Origin of the sequence: Limnoraphis robusta BA-68 BA1 (assembly GCF_034932365.1) — a bacterium.
Lineage (GTDB): Bacteria > Cyanobacteriota > Cyanobacteriia > Cyanobacteriales > Microcoleaceae > Capilliphycus > Capilliphycus robustus.
This window is the reverse complement of record NZ_JAYGHR010000065.1, coordinates 44,572-56,784: the sequence shown is the minus strand read 5'-3', so window position 1 is coordinate 56,784 and position 12,213 is coordinate 44,572. Positions and strand designations below refer to the sequence as shown.

Here is a 12,213-nt window from a genome sequence, read left to right as displayed (position 1 = left end):
AGGAGAAATAAATGAGTGAGGGTATTTATACGCTGGCAAATGATGTTGTTTATGATCAATTAGTTGCATTACTCAATAGTATTGAAGTCAATGCAGGTCGAGATATTCCCGTTTGTGTTATTCCTTATGATCATCGTTTAGAGAAAGTTAAAGCCGAGGTGGAAAGGCGAAAAAATGTCAGCTTATTTGATGATTTAACAGTCATAGAATACTGGGAAAATTTTGTCACTCAAGCCTGGAAAGCCCACCAGAGAGCGCAGGAAGTTTGGAAAGTGCGAGGCTTACCTTCTGTTTATCGTTTAGCAATGCACCGCAAGCTTTGTGGAATTAATGGAGCATTTGATAAGTTTATTTATTTTGATGCAGATACGCTATTAATGAGTCCTTTGGATGCTGTTTATGAAAAATTAGATGAGTATGATTGGGTTGCCAATGATTTTCAGTATAAATCAGATATAAAGTATATTTTTGATCGTCCTCAAGATCAACTCCTTCAGGTCTTTGATCAGGAAAAGTTACCCTCTCATATTTTTTGTGCAGGATGGTTTGCTTCTAAAAAGGGAGTTTTTAATTCACAAAATCTCGATGATTTACTCAATCAATTAAAATCCGGTGAAGCTGATGTGATGGCTTTATTTGGGCCTGATCAATCTTTGTTTAATTATATGGTGTTACGAAGTAATATTCGTTTCTATAATTTTGCTTATCATGGCATAGAAACCGCAACAGGAAGTCATTGGTCTTCAAAATTTGATGAGATTGATCATGTATTGTATGACAACGGTAAACCCATCACTTATCTTCATTATATGAGCGTTCCGTCTTCTAAATTTACGAAACTCTGTGAAGGGGAAGATACAGGTATCCCCTATAAAGATTTATTCTTGCATTACCGCTATTTGAACTCTCCAAACGAACGCCCTGTACTTAAACCTCCGAGTTGGTTGGAACAGAAAAAACGAGCTGTTTCTAAGTTTTTAAATCAGAAAATTGACAATTTAAACTATAAACTTCGTCAGCTTAAAAGTCGGGAATAAATCCGGTTATGTAGATTGTTGTTCCGAAGTTAATTCAACTTCTTGCTGTTTTTCCTCCTGTCCTTCAAACACCTCCCAAAGAATAGGCGAGATGTTATTATCAAGACGACCTGAACGAATTAACTCTGCATAGGTATTGGCTTCGATATCAACCATTTCTTCTAACAACAACTTGAGACTTATTTCTTGGAGTTGGGGATGTTGTTCTTGAAGTTGATCAAGTTTCTCTTGAACTTGAGTCAGTTCTGAATTGACTAATTCGGCTTGATATCGATAAAATTCTGGTTCAACTTCTTGTCGGCGAATGACATCTGATAAATGATTTCTGACTCGGTTTAACGCCACACGACGAGCGAGTAATTCTTGATATTCTTGTTGCAGGGGTTGATCACCAATTAACCCTAAGATATTTAATAAAGGTTGGGTGGTTAAGCCTTGAACCAATAGCGTAAATAATACGACTCCAAAGACAGTCGCAATAATTTCATCCCGTTGTTGTAACGCAGTCGGGACACTCAACGCCAACGCGATAGAAACCGAACCCCTTAAACCTCCCCACCACAAAATCGTTTGAATTTTGAAATTGATTTTAGAATTGGCTAACCCATTACTGATCGCACTTAAGCCATAGGTACTCATTGCTCGAGTAATAATCATCCCCGCAATTGCAATGAGAATGGGTTGAATATTAGCCGCTAAACTGGGAAATTGAATCTGATCGCCAATCAACAGAAAAACAATTGAATTGACAAAAAACGCGAGAAATTCCCAAAATTCACTCACAATAATCCGAGTTCGGGGATTCATGCCAATGCGAGAACCAAAATTCCCTAAAATCAAACCAACAATAACGACTCCAATCACACCAGAACCGCCCAACTGCTCCGTAACAACATAGGTGCCATAAGCAGAAACCAGAGTTAAAGACTGTTCAACTAAGGGAGAATCAAACCGTTGAGTTAAGTAAGAAATTCCAAATCCAATTAAACATCCAACTCCCGCCCCAATTCCAACAAAAGTAAAAAATTGTAGTAAGGTTTGGGACACTGAAAACTCAGAGGTTCCCATCGGTATCGCGACTAATATACTAAAAGCGACAACCGCCACTCCATCGTTAAAGAGACTTTCTCCTTCCATTAAGGTTTTTAGACGTTGGCTAGCGCCTAATTCCTTCAATAACGCGACAACAGAAATCGGATCAGTTGCAGATAGACTCGCCCCGACTAATAAAGCGATCGCTCCGGGAATTCCTGCAAACCAACTTAACCCGAAAGCGATACCAACAACCGAAATAATTACCCCAACAATGGCAAACAAGGTAACGGGAATTAAATCTCGTTGCAACTCCCGCCACTTCATATTCCAACTCGCTTCAAACAGTAACGGGGGGAGGAAAATTTCTAAAATCAATTCTGGGGAGAGGTTGACGAGGCGAATATCCCCAAATGCTAGAATTAATCCGACAATGACTAACAGCAGGGTAAAAGGAATCCGACGAAACCAAACAAACAGCCGGGATATTGTTGCGACACTCAGAGAAACCAGTAGAACCAATAAAAATTGCTCTAGGTTTTGCTTGATGGCGATTTCACTTAGGGCGGTTTCTGGAGTCATAGGATTAATTAGGGGACAATAAAGCCAAAAACACTCCCCATCATACCAAGCTCTGGGAATTCTCCCCAAACTCAAAACCGACCATCCTCTAAAAATGAGAGAACAGTCGGCAGATGCTATTTGCGAGTCTGAGTCTTATTTGCTACTCAAAAAGGTTTGAGCTTGTCTGAGGGCAGCGGCACCAACATTAAACAAAGCCCAGCCTCCAGCAATCAAGAGCGGCAGTAAAACCACAACGAGACGAAAATCGAAATCCATTTGTTCTCCTCCAGTTTCTTAAAAAAATTCTCATAACTTTATTTTTATCTCATTTTTTGCTTTTGCTCAATTAAAAAGTTTTATAGGGTGTCAGGTGTCAGGTGTCAGGTGTTGGGTAGGGGCGGGTTCTACCCAGATCTATGTTTTCCTAAAAATAACTCAGATCAACCCGCCCCTAGACTAACGGCTTATTGCTAGCTTGCCTTCCTCCGATGAACCAACGCTAATTGCTCATACTTTTGGGCGTGTTCGATCAAGTCAGCCGCTTCGGCTTCTGACACCTCTCGCAAAGATTTAGCAGGAACACCCGCCACCAACGTTCGGGGAGGAACATCTTTCGTCACAACAGCGCCTGCTCCGACAATACTACCACTACCGACTCGCACGCCATTTAAAATCACCGCCCCAATGCCGATCAAGCTTCCTCGTTCGATATAAGCTGAATGCACGACTGCTCGATGTCCAACGGTGACAAAATCTTCTAATACTGTCATCTGGCCTGGATCACCGTGTAAAATTGCGCCATCCTGAATATTGGTACTCGCTCCGATAATAATCCGTTCAACATCTCCTCGAACCACTGCTGAGTACCAAATGCTCACCCCTGAAGCCACTTCTACCCAACCCATAACCATCGCATTAGGGGCGATAAAAGCCGCTTGTGAGAGATCAGGAACAGGCCAGTCTATAGGATGATTACAGAAAGATTGATCGGCATGATTATTCATGGCTTAATCATTAATTGATGGCTAATTCGGCAAATATTCACCGGGAGGAAAGAATCACCCCCGCTATAATAGAGTCTACAAGCTCTGGTGCGAAACGTATTCACCATGAATTCTGCCTTGCAGTACCCTATATTCGGCCCGGAAATTCGCTGTCCTCACTGTCGTCAAAAGATTCCTGCTTTGACGCTGACAGATACCTACTTATGTCCTCGTCATGGCGCTTTTGAAGCTGATCCAGAAACGAGTGAATTAGTCCATCTTCAGTCAGGACGGCATTGGCGTGAGTGGAATGGGGAGTGGTATCGACAACACACCCATCCTGACGGGATTCGATTTGAAATTCACGAGGCGTTAGATCGGCTCTATACTCAAGGCTATCGTGCCACTCGCGTCATTATTGCCCAACGCTATCGAGAGTTGATTAGTTCTTATCTCGAACGCAGTACCCCTTGGCGAGAGCAGTCGGATACCGCTCAACCCAAACTCTATGGTTTACCTGTTGATTTTAGTCCTGATCCTCAAGATGAACCTTGTTGGAATGTGATTAATTTTGATTTAGAAAAAGAACAAGATGTGCCGATTCCCTATCCTTATTTTCGCTTGTTTGAATAAATCATGGTAAATTGATCGCCGTTTCTCAGCTCACTCTAAACACTCAACCCCCCATTTTTCATGCACCATGCCTCTATTCGCACTGCTGATATTCATCGGGCGATCGCTTTTTATCAACAGCTCGGTTTTCAGGTTTGTGAACGGTTTACAACAGGTTACACGTTGGCTTGTTGGATGGAAGGATTAAATGGGCGAATTGAATTGATTCAAATTCCTCAGCCCTCACCCCCACCCGATGCTTTTGGCGATGAGCATTATGTGGGATATTATCATCTTTCCTTTGACTTGAGTGCCGCTACTCCCGATTTACCTCAATGGTTAAATCATCTCAAAGAACAGTTTCAGAAGGCAACTCAAGAACAACCGGATTTATACCAACCGTTGAAGATTCTACTCGAACCGACTCAGCAAATGATTGGAAATTCGGTTTATGAAGTGGCTTTTATTGCTGATACAGATGGTTTACCCTTAGAGTTTATTCGCTTACTGAAAGCGGAATAAAAAGAGTTAATCGGAAATCGCGATCGCCAGTAGTAAAATACACAATTCAATGGGTTACATTTGATTTCCCCTCCCGTTCAATTTCCAACCTTTTCTAGAGTTTTACAGGTAATTTCGGCTAAAGTAGACTGTGAATGTTCAGTATTTACTACGGTAAAGGCAAAACTTTAATTTGTCGTTACAGAAAATCTCTGAACTTTAATTAGAAGTGATAATTCTCAACTGAAGTGATTCTCAGGTTTTCTCAGGTTTTCTCAGGCGCCTATAAATTGAAGTTGATCGGAAAAACCCGATCTCTCAAGAGAAACCGGGTTTTTTAGCTTTGAATGTTAACCGACGAAATTTTAGGGAGTGGGGAAAAATCCCCCATCTCTCAGGTGATTATTCACCTAGTTTCCGCCAAGTGTATTTACCCACAATACCGTCAACTGTTAAACTTTTATTGGCTTGGAAAGTTTTAACGGCATCCAGAGTTTGTGGCCCAAAAATGCCATCAATATACAGCCAAAAGAAACCGTGGTCATACAGACGCAATTGAAGACATTCAACCGCATCACCGACATCACCTTTGGAAAGGACAGGCATCTGAACATCGTAGGGATAGGATGTAGGTACAAACGGAGAATAGAACTTCTTACCGAGAGGAAATTCTTGTCCGCACAGCGCCCGCCAGGTATATTTCCCGATAATTCCATCAACAACTAAGCCACCATAATTCGCTTGAAAATGCTTAACAGCCTCTTTCATTTGGGGGCCAAATTGTCCGTTGAAACCGATGTTATATTTGTAAGCGATTAAACGTTGTTGTGCGAAACGAACCGCCTCACCTGCGGCACCTAATTTTATAAGAGGTAGGACAATTCCGCTCGATTTAGCCGCAGCATATTGAATCGGTTCAGAAGCGGGAATAGCAGTAGCAGTTGCAATTGCTTGTCCGTTGGTTTCGATGTTGGTCGTTGCACTCATGGTTGATCTCCTAGACTAATAAACAAGAGTTAATTGTGTTTTGTCTTGTTTGCTTTACAACTCTAATATAGCCGCTATAATTGCCAGGTTAAAAGTCGCTTTTTTGTGTTACTTTAGTTGAGTTATCAACAGTTATTCAATTGATTTAGCTCATCTAAACTACAGTAAAAACAACATCATTAAACTCAAAAATAAAATCGATAAACTGGAATGAATTGTGTGTTTTAACCCGGGCCGCCATACAGAAACCCGCTTTCAAAGAGAAAACGGGTTTTTAGGGTGTGTTCCCTTCTACAAACGAATGGGCTTAATCGGGGGATTTCCCACCATTTCGAGGTGATTATTCGCCCAACTTACGCCAAGTTTCTTTCCCAACCACACCGTCAACTTTTAAACCTTTATACCGTTGAAAAGCTTCCACTGCTTGGCGAGTTTTTAGACCAAAAATGCCATCAATATACAAGGGATAGGAAAGTTTGAAATCAATGTCAGACAGACGCAATTGGAGACATTCAACCGCATCGCCGACAGAACCCTGATAAAGTTCAGGCATATTCACATCGTAGCGGTACCGTGTCTCTACAAACGGAGAATAGAAACTCCGACCCAAGCGACGAAATTCTGCGTCACCGTTACACAGCGCCCGCCAGGTATTTTCTCCGATAACTCCATCAACAACTAAGCCACCATAATTGCCTTGAAAATGCTCAACAGCCGCTTTCATTTGGGGGCCAAATTGTCCGTTAAACTTAATTGGATATGCGTTAGCAATTAAACGTTGTTGGGCGAAACGAACCGCCTCACCTGCTAAACCTAATTTTAAAAGAGGTAAGTCAATTCCCCGAGATTGAGCCGCAGCATATTGAACCGGTTCAGAAGCGGGGATAACAGCAGCAGTTGCAGTTGCTTGTCCGTTGGTTTCGATGTTGGTCATTGCACTCATGGTTGATCTCCTGGATTGATAAACAAGAGTTAAAGTTGTTTTCCCTTGTTCGATTTATGTATCTAATCTAATCGATGAGATCGAAGTGTTAACAGTCGCTTTTTTGTGTTACTTTTGATAATTTTGCGAACTGTAACACAAGTGAATTAACTCATTTGAGTCACAGAAATAAAACACATTGTAGAGGCATAAGGCTTGCGCCCTAAATATTAAAGCTTGATCAATATCTCTAACTTTTAGCGGGTGTCAAGGCTATAGCGCTATGCGCTATATTTGGCGATACTACTTTACAGCCATTGAATAATCACCTCCTCACTCAAACAGGATAACGGTCTTCTAACTGTTGAGCTAAATTGAGAATATCGTCTTTTCTCGCCAGTACCTCTACCCATTCAGAGGGAATATTTTCGACTCCATAATAAATCCCCGCTAATCCTCCGGTTACGGCTCCGGTGGTATCGCTATCATCGCCTAAATTAACGGCTTTGAGAACAGCTTCAGCATAGGAAGATGTGGTCAACAAACACCACAAGGATGCTTCTAAGGTATGTAAAACATAACCACTCGATTCAATATGTTTACTGTCTAACGTCTCAATATCTCCGGGGAAAACTCGTTTAAAATGTCTTAATTGCTCGGCAAATTCTCCTTGTTCATACAAGGGTTTAATCCGTTCAAGACCCGTTAAATAAGCGTCTTTGAGCGTCATTCCTTCCAATAAGCTGATGGCGATGCTAATATAAATTCCGCAAGCCATTTGCGATCGCGCATGAGCATGAGTGATTTTAGAACAGTCGTGAACTTTAGCAATTAAATCTGGAAAAGACTCTTGTTTGTAGAGGAAAGCGAAGGGCAAAATTCGCATCAAAGATCCATTTCCATTACTGCGATCGCTGGTTTCTCCGGCTTCTGTTGGGGGAACTCCTTTTCGCAAACGATTAATGGCAATTTGAGTCGTTACCCCAATATCAAATACACCGCCTCTAGCCGTCCAAAATCGCTCTCGATACCACCGACAAAACGAATCGGCGATCGCGTCTAAATCATAGCCTTGATGACATAATACATCCGCCAAACAAAGCGTTAGAGAACTATCATCAGACCAAGTTCCTGGCGGTTGATTATAAGTACCGTAGCCAGTCATCGTCGTAACGGGGTGAAGACGTCGTTCAGATCGCACATGAAATTCAACCGGAACGCCTAACGCATCTCCCACACATAACCCAATTAATGCCGATGCGATTTTACCCATGACATCAAATTCAACCTATTCTTTTCTACTATTTTACCCCTTGTTAATTTCTCTGAAAACAAATTAATCAAATTCTCTTAATTGAGGGGCTGAACCCGATCCAGCCAAGCTTGTAATTCTTCCCCTTCGACGACTTCTGTTGCTAATAACTGATTAGCTATTTCATCTAACAAAGCGCGATTTTTCTTTAAAATATCCAACGCCAAGTGATGGGCAGCATTCACAATTTCTTTAACTTCTAAATCAATCGCTTCGGCTGTTTTTTCACTCATATTTCGACGACTATTGGATTCATTTCCTAAGAAACTCGCTTTGCCCCCTTTCCCATAGGCTAACGGCCCTAAAACCTGACTCATGCCGTAGGTTGTTACCATCCGTTCGGCTAGGTCTGTCGCCCGTTGCAGGTCATCAGAAGCCCCGTTTGTGACCCGTTGAAAGACTATTTCTTCAGCCGCCCGTCCGCCTAATAAAGTGGCAATTTGTTCGCGAAATTCGGTTTCATCCATCAAAAATCGGTCTTCTGTTGGCAGCTTTAACGTATAGCCTAACGCCCCCATTCCACGCGGAACTATCGAAATTTTAGCCACCTTTCCACCACCCGGCATTAACGCCCCAATAATCGCATGACCCACTTCGTGATAAGCAACAATTTTCTTCTCTTTTTCATTGAGAACCCGACTTCTTTTTTCTAACCCGGCAACGACTCGTTCTATCGCTTCTTTAAAATCTTTTTGGGCAACAGTTTTACGTTGATTTCTGGCTGCTAATAATGCCGCTTCATTAACTAAATTGGCTAAATCTGCACCGCCAAAACCGGGAGTTTGGGTAGCAATTTGATGTAAATCAATATCTTCTCCCAGTTTAACTTTTTTCGCATAAATCTCTAAAACGGCTTTACGCCCCGCCAAATCTGGACGGTCAACTAATACCTGTCGGTCAAACCTTCCCGGTCTTAATAACGCCGCATCTAATGCTTCTGGGCGGTTGGTTGCGGCGAGTACAATGACTGTCTGATCTCCAACGGTAAACCCATCCATTTCTGTTAACAATTGATTGAGGGTTTGTTCCCGTTCATCGCTGCTACCACTTTGCATCCCGCCACTACTTCTTGACTTACCAATAGCGTCTAATTCATCAATAAAAATAATACAAGGAGCCTTCTTTTTCGCCTGTTCAAATAAATCTCTAACCCGTGCCGCGCCCGTCCCGACAAATAATTCTACAAACTCCGAAGCAGAAATACTAAAAAAGGGAACTCCCGCCTCTCCAGCTACCGCTTTCGCCATCAACGTTTTACCTGTTCCGGGCGGCCCAACTAACAATACACCTTTAGGAATTCTTGCCCCAATTTCGGTATATCGTTTAGGATTTTTGAGGAAATCAACAATTTCCGCGAGTTCAGTTTTGGCTTCTTCAACGCCAGCAACATCAGCAAAGGTAATTTTATCAGAAGCCCCCTCAACATAAACTTTCGCCTTACTTTTACGAATTGACAGGGAACCTCCTGAATCCCGTTTTCCTAAAAACTGAAAGGCTGCGACTAAAATTAACGGCGGAATAATCCAACTCAACAGCACATATAAGCCACTATTTTTCGGAGGCGGTGCCGCTTGAAAAACAACATTATTTTGTTGTAAACGTTTGGCTAAATCGGGGTCAAAAATCGGCGTAGTTGAGAGTAATGGCCCTAACTCATCTTGCTTTTCTCCTTTGAGGCGATAGCGAATTTCATTATCCCCCACCTGCACCCCGGCAACTTGCTTGTTTTCGAGTTGTTGAATAAAAATACTGTAGGGAACACGCGGCACTCGTTGTTGACGAGGTAAAATCAAATAAGCTGCAAATAAAAGACCGGAAATAATTAATAATATTTTACCAATTTGTTGGGAGTCTGGGAATCGAGATTTCTTTTTTTTAATACTCATTGCAAGTTTAGGGGTAGCGGAGAATCAGTAGGGGTTTTATCCCCCTAAATCCCCATTAAAAAGGGTGACTTTTAAGTTCAGTTCCCTCGATTTTAATCGGAGGTGAGATCCCCCTAAATCCCCCGCCCCCGTGACCCCCAATAATGGGGGTAAAAGGGTGACTTTTAAGTTCAGTTCCCCCCTTTTGAAGGGGGGGCTAGGGGGGATCTAATTTTCAAGGGGGGCTAGGGGGGATCTAATTTTCAAGGGGGGCTAGGGGGGATCTAATTTTCAAGGGGGGCTAGATGTAAACCCCTACTCTTATTATTCTAAGCAATCGTTGCAGTTTTTTTGTGTTCAAATTGAATCTGATTCAAGAAATTTTGCAACTCATCCCCTTCAATCACCTCAATATCCAGGATTTTTTGGGCAATGGTTTCCAATAAATCCCGATTATTTTTGAGAATATTCAGGGCTTTGTTATGGGCAGATTCAACAATACCTTTGACTTCCGCATCAATCGCTTTTGCTGTGTCGTCGCTGACATTACGACGGGGGTTCATCATCATATTATCGCCTAGAAAACTATTTTGTTGTCCTTTTTCATAGGCAAGCGGCCCCAACACCTTACTCATGCCGTACATTGTCACCATGCGTTCAGCCAGGTCTGTTGCCCGTTGTAGGTCATTAGCCGCCCCAGTGGTAATACTGCCAAACACAACTTCCTCGGCGGAACGTCCACCCAATAGCGTGGCAATTTCGGCTTGAATTTCTTCGGCACTCATCAAGAAACGGTCTTCAGTCGGCAGTTGCAGCGTATAACCCAAAGCCGCCATCCCACGAGGGACAATGGAAATTTTAGCAATTTTCTTCGAGTCACCCACAGCCGCCGCGACTAACGCATGACCAACTTCGTGGTAAGCAACAATTTTCTTCTCTTTTTCGTTGAGAACCCGGCTTTTCTTCTCTAACCCGGCGACAACTCGTTCAATGGCTTCGGAAAAGTCTTCTTGGGCGACGGTTTCCTGACGACGACGGGCGGCTAACAGGGCGGCTTCGTTGACGAGGTTCGATAAGTCAGCCCCAGAAAAACCAGGAGTTCTAGCGGCAGTTGCTCTGAGGTTAACATCACTACCCAGTTTCACTTTCTGGGCGTAAATTTCCAAAATTTGCAGACGTCCACTCAAGTCGGGGCGGTCTACTAAAACTTGTCGGTCAAAACGTCCGGGACGTAACAAAGCGGGGTCAAGAATTTCCGGGCGGTTGGTTGCAGCTAACACAATAACCGTTGCTTGTCCGGCAGCAAACCCATCCATTTCAGTTAATAATTGGTTGAGGGTTTGTTCGCGTTCATCATTTCCCCCGTACATACCCCCGGCATTTCGAGACCGACCAATGGCGTCTAATTCATCAATGAAAATAATACAAGGGGCTTTCTTTTTCGCCTGTTCAAATAAGTCTCGAACTCGCGCCGCACCCGCCCCAACAAATAATTCGACAAACTCAGAACCGGAAATGCTAAAAAAGGGAACTCCCGCTTCTCCGGCTACGGCTTTCGCCATCAAGGTTTTACCTGTTCCGGGCGGGCCAACGAGTAACACACCTTTGGGAATACGCGCCCCAATTTGAGTAAACCGTTGGGGAGATTTCAAAAATTCGACCACTTCTTCGAGTTCGGCTTTGGCTTCTTCTACGCCTGCAACATCTTTAAAGGTGACGCGGGTTGATTCGTTTTCAACGTAAACTTTTGCCTTACTTTTACTAATCGAAAGCGCTCCTTGCGGCCCTCCAAAACCACCGCCTCCCCGACTTTGTAAAAAGCGGCCAATCCCAATCCAAATTCCCACAAAAATTAACGGGGGAACCACCCAACCAAGTAATGTAGTAAACCAGTTACTCTGAGGAGGCGGGGCGGCTGCAAATTGTACGTTTTTGGCTTCTAAACGTTTGGGAAGTTCCAGGTCAAAAATCGGCGTTGTAGACAGAACTTGTGGTTTTTCTTCCTCGCCTTGGGGTTTGAGTTGATAACGAATTTGAGTTTGGTCAATGTAAGCTTGAGTTACTTTTCCGTCTTCGACCTGTTCAATGAATAGGCTATAGGGAACACGGGGAATATTTTGTCCGAATAAACTGGGTAAAAAGGTATTGACTAGCAAGACTAAACCTGCTAACCATAACAAGATACTTCCCAGGGGGATATTATTCGGAAATTTTGGTTTTTCGTCTTTGACTGCCATAGTTTTTCTGTTGTGTGGTCGATTTTTTTGGGTGTATCAATTGCTAAACTTTTGGCAATTTTCAAAAAATTAGGTTTAATCTACCCTAGCTATGTTTGGAAATTGTCAACGTTTTGGCAACTTCTACAAGGTTAATGGGTTTGATGCACCGTATCCGTCTA

The 12,213-nt window shown here is 42.8% G+C and carries 11 protein-coding genes; 3 read left to right on the top strand and 8 right to left on the bottom strand.

Translation table 11 applies throughout. The annotated features are described in order from the left end of the window. Positions 1 to 11: 11 nt before the first annotated feature. Positions 12 to 1,037, top strand: coding sequence for an Npun_R2821/Npun_R2822 family protein (locus VB836_RS16760; RefSeq protein WP_323220842.1), 1,026 nt, complete (start codon positions 12 to 14; stop codon positions 1,035 to 1,037). Positions 1,038 to 1,043: 6 nt separating this feature from the next. On the opposite strand, the gene VB836_RS16755 is transcribed toward VB836_RS16760, so the two are convergent. From VB836_RS16755 to VB836_RS16745, 3 genes are all read right to left on the bottom strand, one after another. Beyond that, on the bottom strand, positions 1,044 to 2,651 hold the full coding sequence (locus tag VB836_RS16755) for a Na+/H+ antiporter (RefSeq protein ID WP_323220840.1): 1,608 nt from the start codon (positions 2,649 to 2,651) through the stop codon (positions 1,044 to 1,046). A gap of 135 nt (positions 2,652 to 2,786) precedes the next feature. After that, a complete protein-coding gene (locus tag VB836_RS16750; protein WP_046279788.1) occupies positions 2,787 to 2,909 on the bottom strand; it encodes a photosystem II protein Y in 123 nt (40 codons plus the stop codon). A 194-nt stretch (positions 2,910 to 3,103) separates the two neighbouring features. Further along, complete coding sequence (locus tag VB836_RS16745; RefSeq protein WP_046279245.1) at positions 3,104 to 3,637, bottom strand: gamma carbonic anhydrase family protein; 534 nt, start codon at positions 3,635 to 3,637, stop codon at positions 3,104 to 3,106. 105 nt (positions 3,638 to 3,742) lie between these two features. Here VB836_RS16745 and VB836_RS16740 point away from each other — a divergent pair, with 105 nt between their 5' ends. Both VB836_RS16740 and VB836_RS16735 read left to right on the top strand, forming a co-directional pair. Continuing rightward, positions 3,743 to 4,249 (top strand): TIGR02652 family protein, encoded by a 507-nt coding sequence (locus VB836_RS16740; RefSeq protein ID WP_046279244.1) that lies wholly within the window; start codon positions 3,743 to 3,745, stop codon positions 4,247 to 4,249. 60 nt (positions 4,250 to 4,309) lie between these two features. After that, positions 4,310 to 4,750, top strand: coding sequence for a VOC family protein (locus tag VB836_RS16735; protein ID WP_046279243.1), 441 nt, complete (start codon positions 4,310 to 4,312; stop codon positions 4,748 to 4,750). A 381-nt stretch (positions 4,751 to 5,131) separates the two neighbouring features. On the opposite strand, the gene VB836_RS16730 is transcribed toward VB836_RS16735, so the two are convergent. From VB836_RS16730 to ftsH (VB836_RS16710), 5 genes are all read right to left on the bottom strand, one after another. Next, positions 5,132 to 5,716 (bottom strand): peptidoglycan-binding domain-containing protein, encoded by a 585-nt coding sequence (locus VB836_RS16730; protein WP_049557844.1) that lies wholly within the window; start codon positions 5,714 to 5,716, stop codon positions 5,132 to 5,134. A gap of 340 nt (positions 5,717 to 6,056) precedes the next feature. Continuing rightward, positions 6,057 to 6,659: a peptidoglycan-binding domain-containing protein gene (locus tag VB836_RS16725; protein ID WP_049557846.1), complete on the bottom strand. Its 603-nt coding sequence runs from the start codon at positions 6,657 to 6,659 to the stop codon at positions 6,057 to 6,059. Positions 6,660 to 6,975: 316 nt separating this feature from the next. Continuing rightward, on the bottom strand, positions 6,976 to 7,911 hold the full coding sequence (locus VB836_RS16720) for an ADP-ribosylglycohydrolase family protein (protein WP_323220838.1): 936 nt from the start codon (positions 7,909 to 7,911) through the stop codon (positions 6,976 to 6,978). A gap of 77 nt (positions 7,912 to 7,988) precedes the next feature. Next, entirely contained in the window at positions 7,989 to 9,836 is a 1,848-nt protein-coding gene (gene ftsH, locus VB836_RS16715) for an ATP-dependent zinc metalloprotease FtsH (RefSeq protein ID WP_323220836.1), read from the bottom strand. A 308-nt stretch (positions 9,837 to 10,144) separates the two neighbouring features. Next, a complete protein-coding gene (gene ftsH, locus VB836_RS16710) occupies positions 10,145 to 12,052 on the bottom strand; it encodes an ATP-dependent zinc metalloprotease FtsH (RefSeq protein WP_323220834.1) in 1,908 nt (635 codons plus the stop codon). Positions 12,053 to 12,213: the final 161 nt, after the last annotated feature.